Raw genomic sequence first — 22,497 nt, forward strand, 5'->3', positions numbered from 1 at the left:
CCTCCTTCTACTTGCCGCCGGAATCGCTACCGCCACCGCGGTAGTCGCCCGCGGCCGAACCGCTGGTCCAGCCGTAGCTGGTGACGTGCGAGTGGTGCCTGCGGACACCGTTGGCGAGACTGTCCACCAGGATCAGCGAGCCGCCCGCGTGCGGCGACACCGCGATCAGGTCGTCGGCGAAACGCAGGTAGTGGTTGTCGCCGGTGTTGCGCCGGTCGCGCGGGTCGGTGGCCTTGGCGATGGCGGCGGCCACCGCCGCGGGGGTGCCGGTCGTGGTGAACGCGATGCCGTTGTTGGCCTGGTCGAGCGCGCGGGACCGCTGGTATTTCTCGGCGACGAATTCGCGCGGATCCTCGGCGCCGGTCACCAGCACCACGATGAAGGCGGTGATGATCACGGCCACCGTGGCCAGAATCCCCGCCACGATCCAGCGCGTCCGGTTCACCGTGCCACCCCGATCCCGGTGTGCCGCACGGCAGTCGGCGTTGTACTGATGAGAAGCCCTCCCCGTAGAAATCCCGCCGGACTCTATCACCCCCGCCCGGGGAACCGGACATACCGGTTGTCAGGGCAGTGCAGGACGCTGTCGCGCAGCTGGCCGGGCCGCAGCGCGGTCGCGGTGGCGAGCGGGTGGTCGGGCCCGAGCAGGACGTCGACCGGTTCCAGGCGGATCAGCCGGTGGGTCAGGCCCGCGGGCAGCGGCGGGTGGACGCGGCCGAACCCGGCGTCGATCTCGCCGCGGGCCAGCGCGGCGGCGACATCGGGCAGGTCGCGGCCGTGCCCGGGGGCCAGGGCGGGCGCGTCGGGGTCGTCCGCGAGCGGGGCGAGGGTGCGCAGCGGCGCGTACAGGTGACCCCACACATCCAGGCGCAGCGGACGCCGTTCGTCGCGCAGGATCGACACGGCCCGATCGGCGGCGGCGAGGGCCTCGCGCGCCGCGGGAAGGAAGCGTGCCCCGTCCTCGGTGAGCCGGGCGCGCGGATCGCGAATTCGGCGCTGTCGGTGGACTATCCGTCGGTCATCGGCGCGGCCGTCGACGCGCTCGGTGTCGACCGGGTGAGCATCGTCGGGCTGAGCCTGGGCGGCTATTACGTCGCGGCCGCGGCCCTGCGGGTTCCCGGTGGCGACCACCTCGTCGGCAACAACCACCCCGCCTGGCTCCCCGCCCTGGCCGACCACCTCACCGGAGGACACGCATGACCCGCTACACCGGCAAGATCGCCCTCGTCACCGGCGGCACCAGCGGCATGGGACTCGCCACCGCGCGCCGTCTCCTGTCCGAGGGCGCGACGGTCGTCGTCACCGGACGCGGCGAGGACCGTCACCGCCGCCGCCACCGAACTCGGGCCGCGCGGCATCCGGGTGAACTCCATCAGCCCCGGCTACATCGACACCCCCATGTCCACCGCCGCCATGACCCCCGACTTCGCCACCGCGGCGGCCGCCCGTGTCGTCGCGGGGCGTTTCGGGCGCGCCGACGAAATCGCCGACCTCGTCGCCTTCCTCGGCTCCGCGGAAGCCGCCTACGTCACCGGCCAGGACATCGTCATCGACGGCGGTCTGGTGAGCGCCTATGCGCAGTGACCCGTGTTCTGCCAGAGCAGGGTGTAGCGCCACAGCAGGCGGCGGCGCAGCTGGGCGCCGGGGAGGTGGGTGGCGGCGGCCTCGCGGATGTCGGCGAGGGTGTCCTCGGGGTCGCGGATCGCGACCTCGGGGCCGCCCGCGACGGCGCGGTGGCGGCGGTCGGTGGCCCAGATGACCGGCAGCAGGGGGAGATAGCCGATATCGGTGAGGGGGTGCATCTTCCACAAGCCGACGACGGCGAGGACGCCACCGGGAGCTACCAGCGCGCGTAAGGCGGCCATGCCCTCGGCCAGGGGGACGTGATGCAGGGTGGCCACCGCGGTGACGACATCGAAGGTGTCGTCCACATCGCGGAAGTCGGCCTTCTCGTAGTGGACATTCGGTGCGGTCGGGGCCGCGGCGACGGCCTGCCCGTCGAGGTCGACGCCGAGGACCGCGTCGCAGCGGGTGGCCAGCTTGCGGGCGAGCAGGCCGTCACCGCAGCCGATATCGAGTGCCGTGCGGGCGTGGGCGGGCACCTGGTCGAGGATCCAGGGGTGGTAGTGGGTGTTGTGGTTCCAGTAGGGGTCCGTCGGCATGACCGGTCAACGGGCAACGCGCCCACGGGGTTCCGGTCCGGCCCGAAAAGCTGCGGTGCGCTCAGCCGATGCTCGCCGCGTGCGCGGACAGCCACTCGGTGAATCCGGTGAGGTCGTCGAGGACGATATCGGCACCCGCGGTACGCAATCCGTCGGCGTCGTAGGGCCCGGTCGTCACCCCGACCGCCAGCACCCCGGCGGCCTTGGCCCCGCGCATGTCGCCCGCGTGATCGCCGACGAAGACGTCGGCGGACTGCGCGGTGAGCACCTCGGCCTTGCCGGTGGACCACAGGTCACCGGCGAGATGGTCGACCTCCCAGCCGAGGTGCTCGACGTGCAGCCGCGCGTGCGGCTCGTACTTGCCGGTCACCACCAGCGCCCGCCCGCCATCCGCGCGCACGGCGGCGAGCGCGTCGGCCGCGCCGGGCAGGGCGGGGATGCGGTCGATGACGCCGGGGTAGAGCTCGCGGTAGCGGGTGACCAGGTGCGGGATCAGGTCGTCGGGGGCACCGGCGTCACCGAGCAGGGTCGCCAGCGGCGGGCCCAGATGCTCGGCGAAGTGCGCGCCGACCATCGGCAGATCGAACTCGGCGGCCAGGGTGTCGATCGCCACGGCCACCCCGGGGCGCGAGTCGATGAGCGTCATATCCAGATCGAAGCCGACGGTGAGAGTCACCCGGCGAGCCTAGCGACGGCGGCCGCCGCGGGTGTGCGGTCGTGCGCCTCTGGGGGTGCGTGCGTACGCGTCACTGATTCACGTGGAACCCCCGCTGCACAGGCTGCCGAAAAGTGATGGGGGAGGGGACAAGCACGCGGCATCGCGTGCCGGTTCGACATCACAGCAGGTCAGAGTGTTTTCGCTCGGTGATGAAAACCCTTGCGCACGACAAGGGTCCGCCGGTTGGCGTCGAGTGCACATCCGCACCGTCTGCCGATTCACCCGGCGCACACCGGAACAGGACGCCATCGTGCCGACGACGACGCCCTGTTCCGGCCGTACTCAGCTACTGGCGGCTGCCGTGAACGGCGCCACCGACGGCACCGCGACCGGCCGCGACGGATGCCGCCACACCCCCTTGCGCTCCAGGATCGGCAGCACCCCCTCGCCGAACCAGTACGCCTCCTCCAGATGCGGATACCCCGACAGCACGAAGTGGTCGATGCCGATCGCGGCGTACTCCAGCAGCCGCTCGGCGACCTCCGCGTGCGAGCCGACCAGCGCCGTGCCCGCGCCGCCGCGCACCAGCCCGACCCCGGCCCACAGATTCGGCGCGATCTCCAGGCTGTCGGTGCGCCCGTTGTGCAGCCGCGCCATCCGGCGCTGCCCCTCCGAATCGCTCTTGGCCAGGTTCGCCTGCACCCGCTCGATCTCCCCGGGCGCGATCCCGGACAGCAGCTTGTCGGCCTCGGCCCACGCCTCGGCGGCGGTATCGCGGCTGATCACATGGATACGCAGCCCGAAATCGACGGTGCGGTTCTCCAGCGCGGCCAGCCCGCGGATCCAGTCCAGCTTCTTCGCCACCGCGTCGACCGGTTCACCCCAGGTCAGATACGTATCGGCGTACTTCGCGGCGATCGGGCCCGCCGGACCCGACGACCCACCGAAGAACACCGGCGGAACCGGATCCGGACGGGCGCCCAGTACGGCCTCCTTCACCTGGAGGTACTCGCCGTCGAAGCTGAACGGCGCGCTCGACTCCCACAGCGAACGCACGATGTGCAGGAACTCACCGGTGCGGGCGTAGCGCTGGGACTTGTCCAGGAAATCGCCGTAGGCCTCCTGTTCGCGCTGCTCACCGCCGGTGACGACATTGAGCAGCAGCCGCCCGCCGGAATGACGCTGGAAGGTCGCGGCCATCTGGGCGGCCAGGGTCGGGCTGGTCAGACCAGGGCGGAAGGCGACCAGGAACTTCAGCGTCTCGCTGGTCTGGACGAGCATCGCGGTGGTCAGCCAGGCGTCCTCACACCAGGCGCCGGTCGGGGTCAGCACGCCCGCGAAGCCGTTGTCCTCGGCGGCCGCGGTGAGCTGGTTGAGATAGCGCAGGGTCGCGGGCCGGTCACCGGACATGAAACTGCCGTGTCCGCCCGCCATCAACCCGCGCGAGTCGCCGTAGGTGGGCAGGAACCAGTGGAACGACAGGTGCTGTTCGGTCATGCAGTCGATGCTGACCGGCCGCCACGGTCCCGTCACCGATTGCGCTCACGCTGCGCGGAAGTGCCGGTCCGGACCCGAACCGGCCACGGAACTAGACGTAACTAGGCGAAACACGTAACCTCGAAGCAGGCTCGGGCGACGGTGCCCGGGCGGCGACGACCCTACGAAACGAGTTTCCTCAATGACGCGGCATGTCGACGTACTGATCATCGGCGCTGGCCTGTCCGGAATCGGCACGGCTTGTCACCTCACCCGCGAGCAGACCGGACGCAGCTACGCGATCCTGGAACGCCGCGCCAATATCGGTGGCACCTGGGACCTGTTCAAGTACCCCGGCATCCGCTCCGACTCGGACATGCTCACCTTCGGCTTCGGTTTCCGCCCCTGGATCGGCACCAAGGTGCTCGCCGACGGCGCCAGCATCCGCCAGTACGTCGAGGACACCGCCAAGGAATACGGCGTCACCGACCACATCAATTTCGGCCGCAAGGTCGTCACCGCCGACTTCGACCGCACCGCGGCCCAGTGGACCGTCACCGCGGTGATCGAGGAGACCGGCGAGACCGAGACCTGGACCGCCAATGTGCTCGTCGGCGCCAGCGGCTACTACAACTACGACGAGGGCTACCAGCCCACCTTCCCCGGTCAGGACCAGTTCCAGGGCCAGATCGTGCACCCGCAGCACTGGCCCGAGGACCTGGACTACACCGGCAAGAAGGTCGTGGTCATCGGCTCCGGCGCCACCGCCATCACGCTGATCCCGTCGATGGCCGACGAGGCCGCCCACGTCACCATGCTGCAGCGCTCGCCCACCTGGATCCAGGCGCTGCCCTCGGACGACCCGGTCGCGATCGGCCTGAAGAAGTCGCGCGTGCCCGACCACATCGCCTACAAGATCGGTCGCGCCCGCAATATCGCGCTGCAGCGCGCCAGCTTCCAGCTCTCGCGCACCAACCCGGAGCTGGCCAAGAAGCTCATGCTGGCCCAGGTGCGGCTGCAGGTCGGCAAGAACGTGGACCTGCGCCACTTCACCCCCAGCTACAACCCGTGGGACCAGCGCCTGTGCGTGGTGCCCAACGGTGACCTGTTCAAGGTGCTCAAGAGCGGCAAGGCCGACATCGTCACCGACCACATCGAGACCTTCACCGAGAAGGGCATCCGGACCAAGTCCGGCCAGGAGCTCGAGGCCGACATCATCGTCACCGCGACGGGCCTGAACGTGCAGATGCTCGGCGGCATCACCATGAGCATCGACGAGCAGCCGGTGAAGTTCAACGAGACGGTCGCCTACAAGAGCGTGCTGTACTCCGACATCCCGAACTTCCTGATGATCATCGGCTACACCAACGCCTCCTGGACGCTCAAGGCCGACCTGGCCGCCGCGTACCTGTGCCGCGTGCTCAACATCATGCGCGACCGCGGCTTCACCACCTTCGAGGTGCACGCCAACCCCGAGGACATCGCCGACGAGTCGCTCATGGGCGGCGCGCTCACCTCGGGCTACATCCAGCGCGGCAACGCCGCGATGCCCCGTCAGGGCGCGCGCGGCGCGTGGAAGCTGGTCAACAACTACTACCGGGACCGCACGCTGATGCACAAGGCGCCCGTCGACGACGGCGTCCTGCAGTTCAGCAAAGTCGGCACCGCCGCCGAACCCGGCGCGAAGGTCGCCAGCGCCTGACCCAGGCATCCCCCGGCGGGGCCCGGCACACCACCGCGTGCCGGGCCCCGTTGTCTGCGTGGGGGCGGGTTCTGTTCACGCGGGCGAACTTTCAGCGTCTCCCGTACTATCGCGGGCGAGGGACACCGCCCGGGGAGATGAAGGAGGACGGTGTGGGAGTCTGGGAGTGGGTGCGGCGCTTCGCCGCGACGACACCGGGTGTCATCGGCGCGGTGCTGGTGGTCACCACGATCGCCTGTCTGCTCGCCGGATCGACGGTCGGCGGCCAGCTCGACGCGAAGATCGAGCGCACCGACCAGGTGCTCGACCGCACCGAACCCCTGGCCTTCGCCGCGCAGAGCCTCTATGTCTCGCTCTCGGCCGCCGACGCGGGCGCGGCCACCGCCTTCCTGTCCGGCGGCATCGAATCCCCGCAGGTCCGCGACACCTACGAGCAGGCACTGGCCGACGCCGCCGCGGCGCTGGCCGAGGCGACCGCCGGGGCCACCGACGCGCAGAGCCGCGCCATCGTCGCCCGGATCGCCGCCGACCTGCCCACCTACACCGGCCTGGTGGAGACCGCCCGCGCCAACAACCGGCAGGGCTTCCCGGTCGGCTCGGCCTACCTGCGCCAGGCCTCCGACCTCATGCAGACCTCGCTGCTGCCGCAGGCCGAACAGCTCAACGAAGCCCGCTTCGCCGCCGTGCGCGCCGACCAGGACCGCGTCGGCGCGCTGCCGTGGACCGGCGTGCTGCTGCTCCTGCTGGTGCTGGTGGCCTGCGCGGTGGGCTCGCTGCTGTTGCTGCGCCGCACCAACCGGCTGGTCAACGCCGGGGTGGCGCTGGCCGCGGCGGCCACCCTGCTGGCCCTGCTGTGGACCGCGGGCGCCACCGTCGCCGCCGCGCAGGTGCTCGACACCGGCGACGACGGCGCGGGCGCGCGGCTGGAACACCTGGCCGGTGCGCGCATCCTGGCCCAGCAGGCCCGCACCGACGAGACCCTGGCCCTGATCACCCGCGGTGACATCACCGTCCCGGAGAAGTCCTTCCAGACCCACACCACAGAGCTGGCCCAGCGCCTCAACGACGCGGGCGCGGGCGACTCCGATGCCGTACGCGCCCTGACGAATTGGACCGCGGGCCACAATGCCCAGCGCACCGCCTACGAGAAGGCCGACTACGCGGGCGCGGTCGCCCAGGCCATCGGCACCGCCCCCGACAGCTCGGCGACCAGCTTCGCCCGCCTCGACGAGGAACTGCGCGGCGCGCTGGCCCAGGCCCGCGCCGACCTGCGCGACGGCGTCGACGACGCGGGAACCCTGTTGACGCTGAGCCCCTTCGGCACCCTTGCCCTGCTGCTGGCCGCCGCGGGCGCGGTGATCACCGGCCTGTGGCCCCGGATCAAGGAGTTCCTGTGAGCACCCGACGCCCCCTGCTGGCGGCGGCCCTCGCCGCGCTCGCCGTGCTGGCCACCGGATGCGGTGACGCGCCCGCCCCGTCCACCATCGCCGCCACCGCGGTCGCGCCGCCGCTGCCCGGCGCCGAGGCGATCACCGAGGCACCGGTGGAACAGGGCGGCGGCATCTGCGACACCGAAGGCACCCTCGCCCCCGGCGCGCAGCCCCGCCCCGGCGCGATGCCCGCGGGGTCGACCATGGCCGCGATCGTGGCCAATGGACGGCTGCGGGTCGGCGTCGACCAGAACACCTACATGTTCGGCTTCCGCAACCCCGCCACCGGTCGGCTCGAGGGCTTCGACATCGACCTGGCCCGCGAGATCGCGCGCGACCTGTTCGGCGATCCCGACAAGATCGAGTTCCGGTCGGTGACCGCCGCCGAGCGCATCCCGCTGCTGCGGGAGAAGAAGCTCGACATGATCGTGCGCACCTTCTCGGCCACCTGCGAACGCCGCCGCGAGGTCGGCTTCTCCAGCGCCTATTACGTGGCGGCACAGCGGATCGTGGCCCCGCGCGGCTCCGGGATCGATTCCGCGGCGGCGCTGGCGGGCAGGCGGGTGTGCGTGGCCAAGGGCACCACCGCGGCCGCGCCGCTGTTCGCGCTGGCGACCCCGCCATCGGTGCTCGGGGTGACCAACTGGACCGACTGCCTGGCGGCGCTGCAACAGGGCACCGTCGACGCGATCAGCGGGGACGAGCCGATCGTGGCCGGGCTGGTGGCCCAGGACCACAATCTGGCGATCGTGGGCGAGCCGATCGGCACCGGAGCCTACGCGGTCGGTGTCCCCCAGGGCGACGAGGACCTGGTGCGCTTCGTCAACGGCGTGCTCGACCGGGCCCGTGCCGACGGCACCTGGCAGCGCATCTACCAGCAGCACCTGGCCGCGCTGGGCCCCTCGCCCGGCCCGCCCGCGCCGCGGTACGTCGGATGAGCTCGCCGATACTCGGCACCGCCGAGATCGATCGCGAACTGTCCACCCGCACCGCCGAACTGGCGACAGTGACCAGCACCCTGCTGGACCTGGACCGGCATCCCGGCCTGGCCCTGGTGCGCCGGTATCCGCCGACGGGGGAGACCGCCCGCCGCTGGACCCCCGTGGACCGCGCGCTCGGCGCGCTGTGGGAGGACCTGGGCCGGGTGCGCGCCATCCTCGCTGAGGCGGAGACGGTGCGCGCCGGGCGATCCCGGCTCGACGAACGCGCCCGCGCCCGGCTGACCGTCCTGCTGCGCGGCCGCCCGCACGAGATCGACCGTGTCCCGATCCCGCTGGCCCAGCGCGGGCTCACCGGTCCGAGCGAAACCGTCGTCACCGTCGGCATCGCGGACTGCCTGGACCGGATGCGCGCCGCGTTCGCCTTCGTCGTCCCGTTCGCCGAGGAGGTCGAGGCGGTCGACCGCAGGGTGCTCGGCGCGCTGGCCCCGCTGCAACAGCGGGTCGAGCGAGCCCACGGCGTCCTCGATGCCGCCGCCGCACCCCTCGCCGCCCTGCTGCGCCGGGCGGGCACCGACCCGCTCGGCTTCGCCCCGGGCGAGGTGGACACCGCGCTGACCACCCTGACCGCGCTGGTCGACACCGAATCCGCCCGCCACGCCGACCATCTCGCCGTCGCGGCCGACCTGCCCGCCGCCGTCGCCGCGCTGCGCGCCGCGCTGTCGGCCCTGGACGCGGCGCAGTCGCGCGCCGCCGATTCCGCGCGGCAGGCGCGGCACAAGATCGCCACCGCCGAACTCCCGGACGGTGGCGAACCGGCCCGCACGCTGTCCGCCGAACTCGGCACGCTCGGCACCGAGCCCACCCGCCCGACCGTCGAGCACCTGCTCGCGCTGCGCGCCCGCGTCGGCGCCGCGCACGAAATCGCCATGCGCCGAACGGAATTAGCCGAGGGACTGCTCGACCGGCGCGCCGAACTGCGCGGTAGGCTCACCGCCTACCGCGCCAAGGCGGACCGGCTCGGCCTGAGCGAGGACCGCGACGTCCTCGCCGCCGACCGGATCGCGGCGGGGCTGCTCGGGCGGCTTCCCTGCGATCTCGCCGCGGTCACCCGCGCGGTCGCCGACTATCGTTCGATCATCGGGGAGAAAGCGGGGCGGAGAGCATGACATGTAGTGAACCCGGGTGCGGGGGTGCCGTCGAGGACGGGTACTGCGCCGTCTGCGGCACCGCGCCTGTGGCGAGCGCGGCCCCGGCCGAGGAGATCCCCCCGCGCGCACGCACCACCGCCCAGCCCCGCGCGGGCGCTCCCGTCGTCCCAGCCCGTGCGCCCGGCGTCTGCGCCGAACCCGGCTGTCCCGGAACGATCGCCGACGGTTACTGCGAGATCTGCGGCACCGCCCCGACTGCCACGCCGAGCGGAAGCGGCGCCACGCCCACCGCGACCGGCACGGCTCCGGCGGGCGCGGCCGCGACCGGCCTCGCCCCGAGCGGCACCGTCTACAGTCCCTCCGCGCCCACCATCAGCGAACGCGGCCGCACCTCCAGCCGCTCGGTGCGCACGCGCAGCGGCTCGGCCCGCTCGGCCGCCCGCGGCAGGCTCGGCGCCGGACTCGTCGAGATCCCGCCGGTGCCGCGCGTCGACCCCGCTACCGCCGTCCTCGCCGACCCCCAGGTCCCCGAATCCGATCGCTACTGCGGCAAGTGCGACAAGCCGGTCGGGCGCGGCCACGACGGTGTCGCGGGCCGCACCGCCGGATTCTGCCCGCACTGCGGCACCCGCTACTCGTTCGTCCCGCGCCTGCGCGCGGGCGATCTGGTCGGCGGCCAGTACGAGGTGGCTGGCGCCCTGGCGCACGGCGGGCTGGGCTGGATCTATCTGGCCACCGACCACCGGGTCAACCGGCGCTGGGTGGTGCTCAAGGGCCTCATCGACACCGGCGATCCGGACGCGCTGGCCGCCGCCCTGGCCGAGCGCCGCTTCCTCGCCGAGGTCGACCACCCCAATATCGTCAAGATCCACAACTTCACCGAGCACCTCGACACCGCGGGCGACCCCGTCGGCTACATCGTGATGGCCTATGTCGGCGGCACCTCGCTCAAGCAGATCCTGCGCGCCCACCGCGCCGCGACCCAGCGCTACCTGCCGCCCGCCCAGGCCATCGCCTACGTCCTCGAGATGCTGCCCGCCCTGGGCTATCTGCACGCCCGCGGCTGGGCCTATTGTGATTTCAAGCCCGACAACGTGATGCAGACCGAGGAACGCCTCGAGCTGATCGACCTCGGTGCCGTCATCGCCATGGACGACACCACCAGCCCCATCTACGGCACCCTCGGCTACCAGGCCCCCGAGATCGCCGAGACCGGTCCCACCGTGGCGACCGAGATCTACACCGCGGGCCGCACCCTGGCCGTGCTGATGATGCGCGTCCCATCGGTCGACGGCCGCCTCGGCCCGCTGCCCACCCCCGACGCCGAACCACTACTGGCCGAACACGATTCGCTGCACCGGTTCCTGCTGCGCGCCACCGACCCCGACCCGCTGCACCGCTTCGCCTCGATGAGCGAGATGGCCGACCAGCTCACCGGCGTGCTGCGCGAGGTCCTCGCCACCGGCGACGGCGTCCCGCGCCCCGGCATGTCGAGCTCGTTCGGCCCGGCCCGCGCGGTCTTCGGCATCGACAGCGCCACCCCCGAACCCGCCGCCCTGATCGCCGGACTGCCCGCGCCCCTGGTCGATCCCGGCGACAGCGGCGCCGCCCTGCTGGCCACCACCGACGCCGCCACCCCCGCCGAACTGGAGCAGGCGCTCACCGCCGGTCCGCGCGCGGTGGTCACCGGCGGCGGCGAGTCGACCGAGATCCCGCTGCGCCTGGTCCGCGCCGAACTGGAAGCCGGGGACGCGACCGCCGCCGTGGCCCGCCTCGACGCCCTCGGCCCCGAGCTGGAATTCGACTGGCGGCCGGTCTGGTACCGGGCCCAGGCCGCCCTGCTCACCGGCGACCACCTCGCCGCGGCCCAGGATCTCGAGTCCGTCTACGCGGCGCTGCCCGGCGAGTCGGCGCCCAAGCTGGCCCTGGCCGCGGCCCTCGAACTCGCCGTGCGCGCGGCCGGGCCCGCGCCGATCGACGAAGCGGGCCTACGCCGCGCGCTGGCGCTCTACGATCTGGTCTGGCGCACCGACCACACCTACCTGGCGGCGGCCTTCGGCGCTGCCCGGCTGCGGCGCGCCCTCGGCGACCGGCTCGGCGCGGTCGCGGTGCTCGACCAGGTGGAGCGCGCCTCGGCGATGTTCACCGAGGCACGGGTAGTGGCGGTGGAAACGCTGCTGGCCGACCGTGATCCGGGGGAGCTGGACGAGACACTGCTGCGCGAGGCCGGGCAGCGGGTCGAGGACCTGCGGCTGGACTCGCGCAAGCGGGCCGCGCGGGTGCGGATGTATGTGCTGGAAGCGGCGCTGAACTGGATCCGGTCGGGGCAGCGGCCGCAGGCGCCGGGCAAGCTGTTGGATGTGGAATTCACCGAGCAGGGAGTGCGGACGGGGTTGGAACGATGCTTGCGGACATTGGCGCGCGACGCCGAGGACATGTGGACGCGGTTCGTGCTGGTGGATCAGGCGAACGCGGTGCGGCCGAGGACCACGCTGTGAACGCGCCGGGATGTCCGGACTGTGGGGGGTCGGCCAGGGCGGGACACCGCTTCTGTGAGGGCTGCGGCCGGGAGCTGGGAGTGCGCAAAGCCGCGATCCCCGTGCACGACCCGGTCTCGGTGCCGCAGTGCTCGACCTGCGGGGAACGCCGCTACGAGGGCGGGCTGTGCGTGCAGTGCGGCAGCCCCAAGCCGATGCCGGACCGGTTCGAGGAGGATCTGGGCGCGGTCTACGTGCTCACCGATCGCGGGATCAGCCACTCCCGCAACGAGGACGCCGTCGCGGCCGCCGTGCGCGAGGGCGACGGCATCCGGGTGATCGTGGTCAGCGACGGCGTCTCCACCTCGCAGGACCCGCAGGCCGCCTCCGGCACCGCGGCCCGCACCGGCGTCGACGCCGCCCTGGCCGCGCTGGCCGACGGCCGCTCCGACACCGACAGCGTGATGGCCGGGCTGGCCACCGCCACCGCGGCCGTGCGCGGCATGTCCCGCACCGCCGAGTACGCGCCCTCGTGCACCTACGTCTCGGCCATCGTGCGCGAGACCGCGGCGGGCACCGAGATCACCGTCGCCAATGTCGGTGACAGCCGGGCCTTCTGGCTCGCCGCGGGCGATCCCACCGCCTCGCGCAGGCTCAGCGTCGACGACTCGTGGGCCCAGGCCCTCGTCGACGCGGGCGCCATGGACGAGGAGGCGGCCATGCGCGATCCCCGCGCGCACACGCTGCTGCGCTGGCTCGGCGCCGACGGCAGCGAGGCGCCGTGGTCGGGCAACTGCCTGCAACGCATGACCGTCACCGAACCGGGAACCCTGCTGCTGTGCAGCGACGGATTGTGGAACTATCTGCCCGACGCTGTCGCGCTGGCCGGGTTCACCGTCGAGACCTCGCCGCAGGCCGCCGCCCGCGCGCTGGCCGACTTCGCGTTGAACAGCGGTGGCAGCGACAACATCACGGTCGCGCTGGCCCCGGTGACGGTGTCCGGCGCCGCGTCACCAGATCCAGGAGTGCAATGAGTTCGGCAGAGAACGCGGGGATATCGATCGCCGTCGACCAGAACGAGTTCCTCGCCGAGGGCGCGAGCGTGGTCGACGCGGTCCTGACGGTGACTACCAGCTCCGAGCTGGCCGCCGTCGCCACGCCGCCGCCGCGGCTGGAGATCCTGATCATCGACTGCTCGGGGTCGATGGGCAACAAGCAGAAGTTCGAGCACGCGCGCACCGCCACCCGCACCGCGATCGACGAGATCCCGGACGGCACCGCCTTCGCCATCATCGAGGGCACCGAGACGGCCCGGATGATCTATCCGGCCGACGGCACCCTGTCCGCGCCCGCCGACCGCGCCAACCGGGGCGCGGCCCGCACCGCGCTGGGCACGCTGCGGCCCGACGGCGGCACCGCCATGGGGTCCTGGCTGGCGCTGGCCCGCCAGGTCGCCGCCGCCCACCCCGGAGCCCAGGCGCACGCGATCCTGCTCACCGACGGCAAGAACGAGCACGAGACGCCCCAGCAGCTGGCCACCGAACTCGACCGCGCCGAAGGGCTTTTCGTCTGCGACTGCCGCGGCGTGGGCGCCGACTGGGCCGCCGCCGACCTGCACACCATCTCCGCGAAACTCTCCGGCGATGCCGACCTGGTCGCCGACCCCAAGGACCTCGCCCGCGATTTCGCGGCCATGATGCGCTCCTCGACGGCCCGGGTGATCCCCGAGCTCACGCTGCGGGTGTGGACGCCGGTCGGGGCGCGGGTGCGGATGGTCAAGCAGGTCGCCCCGGTGCTCGAGGACCTCACCGCCCGGCGCGCCGACACCGGCGCGCAGGTGGGGGAGTACCCGCTGTCGTCGTGGGCCGCCGAGGAACGCGAATACCACGTGCAGATCGAGCTGGAACCCGCCGCGCCGGGCCGGGAGAAGCTGGCCGCGCGTCTGAGCGTGCTGGCGGGCGAGGAGATCCTCGGCCAGGGCCTGGTGCGCGCGGTGTGGACCACCGACACCACGCTGTCCACCCGGATCAGCACCCGGGTGGCCCACTACACCGGGCAGGTCGAGCTGGCCCAGGCCGTGCAGGAGGGCCTGGCCGCGCGCCGCAGCGGTGATCTGTCCACCGCCACCGCCAAGCTGCGCCGGGCCGTGGAACTGGCGGCGGCGTCCGGCCACGAGGCCACCGCCAAGCTGCTGCGCGGCGTGGTGGAAGTCGACGACCGCGACGGCACGGTGAAACTGCGCGGCCAGGTCGCCGCGGCCGACGAACTCGCCCTCGACATCCGCTCGACCAAGACCGCGCGGGTCCGGCCGGAGGGCGGCTGACATGCCGGTGTGCGCGGACGGCCACCAGTCGCGGGCCATCGACTACTGCGATGTCTGCGGATCGGCGCTGACCGGCGGCCCGACCCCCGATCCCGCCGCGGCCCTGCGCCTGTGCACCGCGTGCGCCACGCCCACCAGTGGGCGGTTCTGCGAGGTGTGCGGGCACGATTCGGCTCTGCCCGCCGCGGCCGCCGCCCGGCCCGGCGACGCCCCACCGGTCGACGAGCGCCCGCTCGCGGGCCGCCGCTGGGTCGCCCGGGTCTACGCCGACCGCGAGTTCTACACCCGGGTCCAGGCCCGCAAGGGACCCGACGCCGAACGGGTGGCGTTCCCCGAGTCGTATCCGGAACGCCGGATCGAGTTGCGCGGCAACCAGATCCTGATCGGCAAGCGCTCGACCTCGCAGGGCATCGTGCCCGAGATCGACCTGGGTATCGCCCCGGCCGACCTCGGGGTCTCCCGCGCGCACGCCATGATCCGGGTGGACGAGACCGGCGCGCTCACCGTCACCGACCTCGGCTCCACCAACGGCACCAGCCTCGACGGCGCCGAATCGCCGATCATCCCGCAGGTGGCGATCACCGTGCGCGACGGCAGCCGGATCCACGTCGGCGGCTGGACGACCATCGCGATCACCGCCGAACCATAGACGTAGCTGTTCTTCGAACCGTAGGGTCTGCAGATCATGACGAAGTTCGACGGGAAGACCTGCCTGATCACCGGCGCGGCCAGCGGCCTCGGGCGTGCGACCGCGTTCGCGGCCGCGGCGAAGGGCGCTGACCTCGTGCTCACCGACATCACCGAGGACACCCTGGCCCAGACCGCCGCCGAGCTGCGCGCGCAGGGTGCCACGGTGCATCTGGCGCACGCGGCCGATGTCAGCGACCACAGCGCGGTGGTCGGGCTGGCCGCGCACACCTTCGAGGCCGTCGGCCGGGTCGACATCGTCATGAACGTGGCGGGCATCGCCACCTGGGGCACCGTCGACAAGCTGAGCCACCAGCAGTGGCGGCGCACCGTGGACATCAACCTGATGGGGCCGATCCACGTCATCGAGGAGTTCGTGCCGCCGATGATCGCCGCGGGCCGCGGCGGGCACATCGTGAATGTCTCCTCGGCGGCCGGGCTGTTCGGCCTGCCCTGGCACGCGCCCTACAGCGCCACCAAGTTCGGTCTGCGCGGCGTCTCGGAGGTGCTGCGCTTCGATCTGCGCCGCCACAAGATCGGCGTCAGCCTGGTGTGCCCCGGCGCGATGGCCACCCCCATGGTCGACAGCCTCGACATCGCCGGGGTGGACCGCGACTCCGAGGCCCTGCACAAGGCCATGAAGTTGTTCCTGCGCCACGCCGTCACCCCCGACCAGGCCGCCACCGCGGTGATCAAGGGGGTCGAACGCAACCGCTACTTCGTCTACACCTCGCGCGACATCCAGCTCGCGCACTGGGGCCAGCGCTACGTCCCCTACGGCTACACCCTGGCCATGCGCGGGCTCAACAAGGTGATGACCGACTACGCGACCAAGAACGCCCTGGTGCGCTGACCTACCCGCTGAGGTCGGCGGGGTCGGTATTGGCCCCGCAGAGCACGACACAGACCCGTTCGCCCGGTTCCGGCCGGTAGGCCGGGCCCGAGCCGGTGTCGAGCAGCGCGGCCAGCGCGGTGGCCGCGCCGTACTCGACCGCGATCCGGTGCTCGTGCCACAGTCGACGGCGCGCGGCGCGGATGGTCTCGTCGTCGACGAGGACCGAGCGCACATCGCCCTGCTGTGCCGCCGCCAGCGCCATGGCGGACACATTCGGCGCGCCCAGGGAGTCGGCCGCGATCGAGTCCACGCTCACCTGTACCGGCCGCCCCGCCGCCAGCGCGGCGTGCAGCGAGGAACATCCGGCCGGTTCCACCGCGATCGTGCGGATCCCCGCGTGCCGGGCGGCGATCGCGGTGCCGGTGAACAGCCCGCCCCCGCCGACCGCGACCACCACGGTGTCCAGATCGGGAACGCGCGCGCTGATCTCGCGCAGCAGCGTGCCCGCGCCCGCGGCGATCAGCGGATGGTCGTAGGCGTGCGCGGCGAGCGCCCCGGTGCTCGCGGCGAACTCCCGGCACGCGGCCAGCGCCTGCTTGTACTCCGGACCGATCAGTCGCACCTCGGCGCCGTAGTCACGGAGTCGATCGATTTTGACCCGCGGCGCGGTCTCCGGCAGGAACACCGTCGCGGGCACCCCCGCCGCGCGGGCCGCCCACGCGCACGCCAGCCCGGCATTGCCGCCGGAGGCGATCGTCACACCGGCGTCGGGCAGGGTGCCCGCCGCCGCGTGCGCGCGCACGAAGTTCTGCGCGCCGCGCGCCTTGAACGAGCCGGTGAACTGCAGGAATTCCAGCGCGAACCACCGCGGATCCGGCCCGGGAGCCGACGGTGCGACGGTGATCGGGCGGACCAGCCCGTCGATCCGGGCCGCGGCCGCGGTGATGTCGTCATAGGTGGGCGTCACTCCTCGACTATGCCACCGCCGTCCCGCGTGTCGCGGCGTGTCGAACCGCCTGGTGAGCGGGCGAATTGTTACAGCGGGTTTACGCGAGGCCCGGTCTGGGTACATAACAGATCGGTAACAAGCTCGAAGGCGGGATGTCGTGTCGGATTGGGGACGCGAGTTCCCCACCGATCCGGCGCACACCCCGGCGTGTCAGCAAAGGATGTGCACATGAGCGAGCGAACTGAGCGATCGATGATCGTGCCCCGCGACAGCGAGGTGCGAGCATGAGCGCGAACCTGATGATCGTGGACGACGATGTCCAGATGCGCGGCAGCCTCCGGCGCGCGATGGAGGACGAGGGCTACGCCGTCGCCGAGGCCGGTATCCCGGCCGACGCCCTCGATCAGCTCCGCAGCGACGGGCCACCCGATCTGATGATCGTCGACCTGATGCGCGGCGAGACCGACGGCTTCGACTGCATCCGGGAGATCCGGCGCGACCACGACGTGCCGATCATCGTGATCAGCACCCGCTACGACACCCACGACGTCGTGGCGGCCCTCGAGGCGGGTGCCGACGACTTCGTCAGCAAGCCGTTCGAGATCAAGGAGATCACCGCCCGCATGCGCGCCCTGCGCCGCCGGGCCCGGATCACCGCCGATCGCGACGCCACCCCGGAGGTCGTGCTCGACGACGATCCGGTGGCACCGCTGGTGCTCGCCACCGACGCCGGCGCCGTCCGGCGCGGCGAGGAGGAGATCCACCTCACGGTCACCGAATTCCGGCTGCTGTGCGAACTGGCCGAGACCCCGGGGCGTGTGCTCAGCCGATCCGTACTGCTCGAAAGAGTGTGGGATCAAGGATTTTTCGGTGACGAACGCATCGTCGATGTCCACGTGCGCCGACTGCGCACCAAAATCGAACGCGATCCCTCGGATCCGCGCATCGTCGTCACCGTGCGCGGGCTGGGTTATCGCCTCGACGTGCAGTCGTAGTCAACAATTCGTCATAGAACCGCAAAGAGCTCGACACAAAGACCGCAAAGTCGGTTGGACATGTTAGATGTATGCCAACGTCCACCATGTCCATCGAGCCCGCGGCCACCCCGGCGGAGCCCGGTTCGGAAACAAGATTGCGCCCGCCGCGTTTGGGCGACGGAGCACAGTTGTGGCGGATCGCCCGCGATTCACAGGTGCTCGACGTCAATTCGAGCTACGCCTATCTCCTGTGGTGTCGCGATTTCGCGGCCAGCTCCCTGATCGCCGAAATCAACGGGCACGCGGCAGGTTTCGTCATCGGGTACGTGCGTCCCGAAGTCCCGGACACCCTGTTCGTCTGGCAGATCGCGGTCGATGCCGAATTCCGGGGCCGCGGCCTCGCCGCGGGCATCCTGCACGCCCTGCTCGATTCGGTGGCCGACGCCGGAATCACCACACTGGAAACCACGATTTCACCCGGAAACACCGCCTCGCAGGCGTTGTTCTCCGCGGTGGCCCGGGAGCGCGGGGCGCAATTGCGCGTCGTCTCCCTGTTCGAAGAGAACGATTTTCCCGATTCACACGAGGCCGAACAGCTGTATGTCATCTCACCTGTTCAGCGCCAGGAGGAACGACGATGATCACGACCACCGACACCAGCATCTTCGATGCGATGGAATCGAATGTGCGCGGATACTGCCGTGACTGGCCGTCCGTCTTCTCCTCCGCCCAGGGCGCCTGGCTGCGCGACGAGCAGGGGCGCGAATACCTCGATTTCTTCGCCGGCGCGGGCGCGCTCAACTACGGCCACAACAACCCGATTCTCAAGCGCGCGCTGATCGACTACATCGCGAGCGACGGCATCACCCACGGCCTGGACATGTCCACGGTCGCCAAACGGGAGCTGCTCGAGACCATCCGTGACACCCTCCTCTCGCCGCGCGGGCTCGACTACAAGGTGCAGTTCCCCGGCCCGACCGGCGCCAACGCGGTGGAGGCCGCGCTCAAGCTGGCCCGCAAGGTGACCGGCCGCAAGACCGTGCTCAGCTTCACCAACGCCTTCCACGGCATGACCCTGGGCGCGCTGTCGGTCACCGGTAACGCCGCCAAGCGCGCCGGTGCCGGGGTGCCGCTCGAGCACGCCACCCCGATGCCCTACGACGGCTACTTCGACAACACCATCGAGGACTTCGGCTGGATGCAGCGCGTCCTCGACGACAGTTCCTCGGGCTTCGACCGCCCCGCCGCGGTGATCGTGGAGACCGTGCAGGGCGAGGGTGGCGTCAACCTGGCCCGCGCCGAATGGCTGCGCCACCTGGCCGGGCTGTGCGCCGCGCGCGACATCCTGCTCATCGTCGACGACGTGCAGATGGGCTGCGGCCGCACCGGCCCGTTCTTCTCCTTCGAGATCGCGGGCATCACCCCCGACATCGTGACGCTGTCCAAGTCGATCGGTGGCTACGGCCTGCCGATGGCGCTGGTGCTGCTCAAGCCCGAGCACGACCAGTGGGCGCCCGGCGAGCACAACGGCACCTTCCGCGGCAACAACCCCGCCTTCGTCACGGCCACCGCCGCGCTGCGCGAGTACTGGTCCGACGACAAGCTGGCCCAGAAGACCGCCGCCAACGGCGATTACGTCGCGCGCACCCTGTCCGCGGTCGCCGACCGGCACACGGGCGTCTCGACCCGGGGCCGCGGCATGGTGCACGGCATCGTCTTCGACGACCCGTCGCAGGCGGCCAAGGTGTGCCGTACCGCCTTCGAGCAGGGCCTGCTGGTGGAGACCTCGGGCTCGATGGACGAGGTGGTGAAACTGCTGCCGCCGTTGACCCTCGGCAGCGACGAACTCGACAAGGGGCTGTCCGTGCTGACGTCCTCGATCGATACCGTGTGTGGCGGTGCCGCATGATCGTGCGCACCACCGCCGAGATCACCGGCACCGAACGCGACGTCGCGGGTCCCGGCTGGCGCAGCAAGCGCATCGTGCTGGCCGGTGACCGGGTCGGTTTCTCCTTCCACGAGACCACCATCGAGGAAGGCACCGTCCACGAATTCCATTACCAGAACCATGTGGAGGCCGTCTGGCTGGTCGAGGGCGAGGGCAGCTTGCTCGATCTCGACAACCAGCAGGTCTACCAGCTGGGCCCCGGCTCGATGTACCTGCTCGACGGCAACGAACGCCATCAGGTCACCGCGCGCACCCGCCTGCGGATGCTGTGTGTGTTCAATCCGCCGGTCACCGGCCGCGAGGTACACGATGAGAACGGGGTGTATCCGCTGATCGTCGAGGAGGATGCCCGTGTCTGACCGGCTCGACCGTTACCCCACCCGGTTGGCCGAACCCGCCCCCCATGTCGAGCGCACCGATCCCACGGTGTGGGGGCGGGTCACCTCGCCGGAGCTGGCGGGCTTCGACGCGAACGGTTTCGCGACGATCCCCGCGCTGCTCAGCCCGGAGGAGGTGGCCGCCTTCGGTGCCGAGATCGGCCATCTGGCCGCTGATCCGCTGCTCTACGGCGACGAGCGGGTGATCACCGAGCCGGGCAGCGGGCAGGTCAGGTCGGTGTTCCAGGTGCATCAGCTCAGCAAGCCCATCGCCGGGCTGCTGGCTGAGTCGCGGGTCGTCGGCCTGGCCGAGGAGATCCTGGGTTCGGCGGTATACCTGCACCAGAGCCGGGTGAACTACATGCCCGGCTTCGGCGGCAACGGTTTCGGCTGGCACTCCGATTTCGAGACCTGGCACGCCGAGGACGGGATGCCCGCGCCGCGGGCGGTGAGTCTGTCGATCGCGCTGACCGACAACTTCCCGTTCAACGGCAGCCTGATGGTGATGCCCGGTTCGCACCGCACCTTCGTGCCGTGCCTGGGTGAGACGCCCGACGGGCACTACCGGGAGTCGTTGAAGCAGCAGCGGTTCGGCGTGCCGACCACCGACGACATCACCTTCCTGGCCGCCCGCTACGGCATCACGCAGTTCACCGGTAAGGCAGGCTCGGCGCTGCTGTTCGATTCGAATGTGATGCACGGGTCGTCGAACAACATCACGCCCTACCCGCGCTCGAACATCTTCCTGGTGTTCAACAGTGTCGAGAACGCGCTGGCGGAGCCGTTCGCGGCGCCGCGGCCGCGTCCCCGGCACATCGCCGCGCGGGACTTCACGCCGGTGCGCGAGTACGCCCTGGCGGATCAGGTGCGCTAGAGGAGCCGGGACAGCTCGGACAGGGAGGCCGCGGCCCGCGGATCATCGGGGGCCGCGGCCTTCCACCAGTGTTCGGCACCGGCCCGATCGCCCGCCCGCAGCGCCAGCACGCCGAGATCGTAGGCGGCGGCGCTGTGCCCGGCGCGAGCCGCCTGGGTCCACAGCAGGCGGGCCGAATCGTGTTCGCCGCGTTCGTGCATCGCGGTGCCGAGATCGTGCAGGGCCCGGCCGAAGCCGGGCTGATCCGGTGGGGGTGGGGGAGCGGTCGAGATCGGTGGCGGCTGCTCGACGGTGGGCGGATCGGCGGCGGGACCGGTGCTGAGTTCCACGACGAGCTCGTTGAAATCCGGGGTGCCCGGCCCGGTGCTGCACCACAGCGTGGACGCGCCGTCGGGCAGCAGATCGACCACCATGCCGTAATTACCGGTCCAGGACTGCTGCCCGCGCCCGCCCGCCACCCAGACCGGGGTGAGCGTGAACAGTGCCTCGGGCGCGTGCGCGGTGACCTCGATGTCCACCCCGGCGGTCAGCGCGTCAGCCCAGATGTCCACGCCCGCCAGCGATTTCCCGTTCAGGCGCACGTGCCCGTCGTGCACGCTCAACCCCAGCCCGAGCCCGGACACCTCCGCGGGCGGCATCACCGACAGCGCCCGCAGCCGCAGGGCCGTGGTCCCGGCGGGCAGTGTCTCGGCGTACATCGGATAGACCTCCGCGCCGCACCACTCGATCGGGTCGGCACCGGTGTAGCGCCGCTCCAGCGGGAGCGGATCGAGCGGGCGTCGCGCGCCGGGATCATTCATCGGTGCAGCCCACCCTTTCCGCGTGCCAACCCCCTCGCGGCACCGGCCCGGTCCGCGGTTGCGCGCTACACCGTACCCGGCCCGGCGCGGCCCCGCGGGCGATTCGCGACAACGTCGCGGCCCCGTCTGACCTGCCCCGGACGCCGGATCCGGCGCGCGGCAGCGGGATTCGCCAGGACGTAGCCGGACCGATCGGGCCGGGTCAGACAGCGACCGCTTCGCCGATCTCCTCCTCGACCGCGGCGGGCGCCACGGGCCGGGGCGCCACCCGCGTCTCGTGCTGCCCGGCGACCAGCACCAGCACGACACCGACCGCGAGCCACCCGAACAGTCCGAGTAGCCGCGCGCCGAAGCCCGCGCCGCCGTCGAAGGAGAGCAGATCGCGCAGCCCCTCGACGAAGTCCGCGCCGTTCCAGAACGCGTGCAGCGCCCCGAAGAAGCCGTTCTGCAACTGCGGCCCGTACACCCCGCCCGAGGTGGTGAAGTTCAGCATCACGAACAGCGTGATGAGCGCGAGGGTGGTCCAGCGCTTCAGGAAGGTGTGCAGTCCGACCCCGATCAGGCTGACCACCAGCGCCGTCACCACGCCCACCGCGGCGCGCACCCGCATCCGCAGCGTCGTGCCCGCCACGCCGATCACCGCGACACTGCCGTAGGCGCCCACGCTCAACGCGACCAGCAGGAAGAACAGCCCCTGCCCCGACGGATCCCCGTCGGTCTTCACCGTCACATC

Annotated in this window: 24 protein-coding genes; 16 read left to right on the forward strand and 8 right to left on the reverse strand. The window is 71.6% G+C overall.

The features are described from left to right. Positions 1-7: 7 nt before the first annotated feature. Together WA675_RS17495 and WA675_RS17500 are read right to left on the reverse strand one after the other, a co-directional pair. Complete coding sequence (locus WA675_RS17495; RefSeq protein ID WP_336085637.1) at positions 8-445, reverse strand: DUF4247 domain-containing protein; 438 nt, start codon at positions 443-445, stop codon at positions 8-10. An 86-nt stretch (positions 446-531) separates the two neighbouring features. Then, entirely contained in the window at positions 532-903 is a 372-nt protein-coding gene (locus WA675_RS17500) for a LysR substrate-binding domain-containing protein (protein WP_336085638.1), read from the reverse strand. A 99-nt stretch (positions 904-1,002) separates the two neighbouring features. Between WA675_RS17500 and WA675_RS17505 the strand changes: the two genes are divergently transcribed. Continuing rightward, positions 1,003-1,200 (forward strand): hypothetical protein, encoded by a 198-nt coding sequence (locus tag WA675_RS17505; RefSeq protein ID WP_336085639.1) that lies wholly within the window; start codon positions 1,003-1,005, stop codon positions 1,198-1,200. A gap of 162 nt (positions 1,201-1,362) precedes the next feature. After that, the gene (locus WA675_RS17510; protein WP_336085640.1) at positions 1,363-1,584 is read left to right on the forward strand and encodes an SDR family oxidoreductase; all 222 of its coding nucleotides are present in this window, start codon (positions 1,363-1,365) and stop codon (positions 1,582-1,584) included. Here WA675_RS17510 and WA675_RS17515 read toward each other — a convergent pair. From WA675_RS17515 to WA675_RS17525, 3 genes are all read right to left on the reverse strand, one after another. Further along, positions 1,572-2,162 (reverse strand): class I SAM-dependent methyltransferase, encoded by a 591-nt coding sequence (locus WA675_RS17515; RefSeq protein ID WP_336085641.1) that lies wholly within the window; start codon positions 2,160-2,162, stop codon positions 1,572-1,574. The two genes, WA675_RS17510 and WA675_RS17515, sit on opposite strands and share 13 nt — an antisense overlap. A gap of 61 nt (positions 2,163-2,223) precedes the next feature. Continuing rightward, the gene (locus tag WA675_RS17520; RefSeq protein ID WP_336085642.1) at positions 2,224-2,838 is read right to left on the reverse strand and encodes an HAD family hydrolase; all 615 of its coding nucleotides are present in this window, start codon (positions 2,836-2,838) and stop codon (positions 2,224-2,226) included. A gap of 324 nt (positions 2,839-3,162) precedes the next feature. Further along, positions 3,163-4,317 carry an LLM class flavin-dependent oxidoreductase gene (locus tag WA675_RS17525; protein WP_336085643.1) on the reverse strand — a complete coding sequence of 385 codons (1,155 nt, stop codon included), beginning with the start codon at positions 4,315-4,317 and terminating at the stop codon, positions 3,163-3,165. Between the two features lie 181 nt (positions 4,318-4,498). Here WA675_RS17525 and WA675_RS17530 point away from each other — a divergent pair, with 181 nt between their 5' ends. From WA675_RS17530 to WA675_RS17570, 9 genes are all read left to right on the forward strand, one after another. Then, positions 4,499-5,998 carry a flavin-containing monooxygenase gene (locus WA675_RS17530; protein ID WP_336085644.1) on the forward strand — a complete coding sequence of 500 codons (1,500 nt, stop codon included), beginning with the start codon at positions 4,499-4,501 and terminating at the stop codon, positions 5,996-5,998. A gap of 152 nt (positions 5,999-6,150) precedes the next feature. Further along, a complete protein-coding gene (locus WA675_RS17535; RefSeq protein ID WP_336085645.1) occupies positions 6,151-7,395 on the forward strand; it encodes a hypothetical protein in 1,245 nt (414 codons plus the stop codon). Continuing rightward, a complete protein-coding gene (locus WA675_RS17540) occupies positions 7,392-8,366 on the forward strand; it encodes a glutamate ABC transporter substrate-binding protein (protein WP_336085646.1) in 975 nt (324 codons plus the stop codon). The genes WA675_RS17535 and WA675_RS17540 overlap by 4 nt, the downstream gene beginning before the upstream one ends. Then, positions 8,363-9,535, forward strand: a complete 1,173-nt coding sequence (locus tag WA675_RS17545; protein WP_336085647.1) for a hypothetical protein — start codon at positions 8,363-8,365, stop codon at positions 9,533-9,535. Before WA675_RS17540 ends, WA675_RS17545 begins: the two co-directional genes overlap by 4 nt. Further along, positions 9,532-12,015: a serine/threonine-protein kinase gene (locus WA675_RS17550; RefSeq protein WP_336085649.1), complete on the forward strand. Its 2,484-nt coding sequence runs from the start codon at positions 9,532-9,534 to the stop codon at positions 12,013-12,015. The genes WA675_RS17545 and WA675_RS17550 overlap by 4 nt, the downstream gene beginning before the upstream one ends. An 80-nt stretch (positions 12,016-12,095) precedes the next feature. After that, positions 12,096-13,028 carry a PP2C family protein-serine/threonine phosphatase gene (locus tag WA675_RS17555; protein WP_336085650.1) on the forward strand — a complete coding sequence of 311 codons (933 nt, stop codon included), beginning with the start codon at positions 12,096-12,098 and terminating at the stop codon, positions 13,026-13,028. Continuing rightward, positions 13,025-14,317 carry a vWA domain-containing protein gene (locus tag WA675_RS17560; RefSeq protein WP_336085651.1) on the forward strand — a complete coding sequence of 431 codons (1,293 nt, stop codon included), beginning with the start codon at positions 13,025-13,027 and terminating at the stop codon, positions 14,315-14,317. The genes WA675_RS17555 and WA675_RS17560 overlap by 4 nt, the downstream gene beginning before the upstream one ends. A 1-nt stretch (position 14,318) precedes the next feature. Then, on the forward strand, positions 14,319-14,966 hold the full coding sequence (locus tag WA675_RS17565) for an FHA domain-containing protein (protein ID WP_336085652.1): 648 nt from the start codon (positions 14,319-14,321) through the stop codon (positions 14,964-14,966). A gap of 36 nt (positions 14,967-15,002) precedes the next feature. Then, positions 15,003-15,857 carry an SDR family oxidoreductase gene (locus tag WA675_RS17570; protein ID WP_336085653.1) on the forward strand — a complete coding sequence of 285 codons (855 nt, stop codon included), beginning with the start codon at positions 15,003-15,005 and terminating at the stop codon, positions 15,855-15,857. Between the two features lies 1 nt (position 15,858). On the opposite strand, the gene WA675_RS17575 is transcribed toward WA675_RS17570, so the two are convergent. Next, a complete protein-coding gene (locus tag WA675_RS17575; protein ID WP_336085654.1) occupies positions 15,859-16,806 on the reverse strand; it encodes a serine/threonine dehydratase in 948 nt (315 codons plus the stop codon). Positions 16,807-17,072: 266 nt separating this feature from the next. Between WA675_RS17575 and WA675_RS17580 the strand changes: the two genes are divergently transcribed. The 5 genes from WA675_RS17580 to thpD all read left to right on the forward strand — a co-directional run bounded on the left by WA675_RS17580 (position 17,073) and on the right by thpD (position 20,964). After that, positions 17,073-17,783, forward strand: a complete 711-nt coding sequence (locus WA675_RS17580; protein WP_336085655.1) for a response regulator transcription factor — start codon at positions 17,073-17,075, stop codon at positions 17,781-17,783. 71 nt (positions 17,784-17,854) lie between these two features. Then, positions 17,855-18,406: a diaminobutyrate acetyltransferase gene (gene ectA / locus WA675_RS17585; protein WP_442945648.1), complete on the forward strand. Its 552-nt coding sequence runs from the start codon at positions 17,855-17,857 to the stop codon at positions 18,404-18,406. Next, positions 18,406-19,674, forward strand: a complete 1,269-nt coding sequence (gene ectB, locus WA675_RS17590; RefSeq protein WP_336085697.1) for a diaminobutyrate--2-oxoglutarate transaminase — start codon at positions 18,406-18,408, stop codon at positions 19,672-19,674. The genes ectA and ectB overlap by 1 nt, the downstream gene beginning before the upstream one ends. Further along, entirely contained in the window at positions 19,671-20,072 is a 402-nt protein-coding gene (locus tag WA675_RS17595; protein ID WP_278265729.1) for an ectoine synthase, read from the forward strand. Before ectB ends, WA675_RS17595 begins: the two co-directional genes overlap by 4 nt. Beyond that, positions 20,059-20,964, forward strand: a complete 906-nt coding sequence (gene thpD, locus WA675_RS17600) for an ectoine hydroxylase (RefSeq protein WP_336085656.1) — start codon at positions 20,059-20,061, stop codon at positions 20,962-20,964. The genes WA675_RS17595 and thpD overlap by 14 nt, the downstream gene beginning before the upstream one ends. Here the strand turns inward: thpD and WA675_RS17605 are convergent. Together WA675_RS17605 and WA675_RS17610 are read right to left on the reverse strand one after the other, a co-directional pair. After that, positions 20,961-21,764, reverse strand: coding sequence for a hypothetical protein (locus WA675_RS17605; RefSeq protein ID WP_336085657.1), 804 nt, complete (start codon positions 21,762-21,764; stop codon positions 20,961-20,963). The genes thpD and WA675_RS17605 overlap by 4 nt on opposite strands. Before the next feature lie 202 nt (positions 21,765-21,966). Further along, positions 21,967-22,494, reverse strand: a complete 528-nt coding sequence (locus WA675_RS17610) for a hypothetical protein (RefSeq protein WP_336085658.1) — start codon at positions 22,492-22,494, stop codon at positions 21,967-21,969. Between the last annotated feature and the right edge of the window lie 3 nt (positions 22,495-22,497).

The organism is Nocardia sp. SSK8, from assembly GCF_037034205.1.
GTDB lineage: Bacteria > Actinomycetota > Actinomycetes > Mycobacteriales > Mycobacteriaceae > Nocardia.

Coding starts and splice junctions, on each gene's coding strand:
- WA675_RS17515 (WP_336085641.1), bottom strand. CDS start 2,162: ATGCCGACGGACCCCTACTGGAACCACAACACCCACTACCACCCCTGG.
- WA675_RS17525 (WP_336085643.1), bottom strand. CDS start 4,317: ATGACCGAACAGCACCTGTCGTTCCACTGGTTCCTGCCCACCTACGGC.
- WA675_RS17530 (WP_336085644.1), top strand. CDS start 4,499: ATGACGCGGCATGTCGACGTACTGATCATCGGCGCTGGCCTGTCCGGA.
- WA675_RS17545 (WP_336085647.1), top strand. CDS start 8,363: ATGAGCTCGCCGATACTCGGCACCGCCGAGATCGATCGCGAACTGTCC.
- WA675_RS17550 (WP_336085649.1), top strand. CDS start 9,532: ATGACATGTAGTGAACCCGGGTGCGGGGGTGCCGTCGAGGACGGGTAC.
- WA675_RS17560 (WP_336085651.1), top strand. CDS start 13,025: ATGAGTTCGGCAGAGAACGCGGGGATATCGATCGCCGTCGACCAGAAC.
- WA675_RS17565 (WP_336085652.1), top strand. CDS start 14,319: ATGCCGGTGTGCGCGGACGGCCACCAGTCGCGGGCCATCGACTACTGC.
- WA675_RS17570 (WP_336085653.1), top strand. CDS start 15,003: ATGACGAAGTTCGACGGGAAGACCTGCCTGATCACCGGCGCGGCCAGC.
- WA675_RS17580 (WP_336085655.1), top strand. CDS start 17,073: ATGAGCGCGAACCTGATGATCGTGGACGACGATGTCCAGATGCGCGGC.
- ectA (WP_442945648.1), top strand. CDS start 17,855: ATGCCAACGTCCACCATGTCCATCGAGCCCGCGGCCACCCCGGCGGAG.
- WA675_RS17595 (WP_278265729.1), top strand. CDS start 19,671: ATGATCGTGCGCACCACCGCCGAGATCACCGGCACCGAACGCGACGTC.
- thpD (WP_336085656.1), top strand. CDS start 20,059: ATGCCCGTGTCTGACCGGCTCGACCGTTACCCCACCCGGTTGGCCGAA.
- WA675_RS17605 (WP_336085657.1), bottom strand. CDS start 21,764: ATGAATGATCCCGGCGCGCGACGCCCGCTCGATCCGCTCCCGCTGGAG.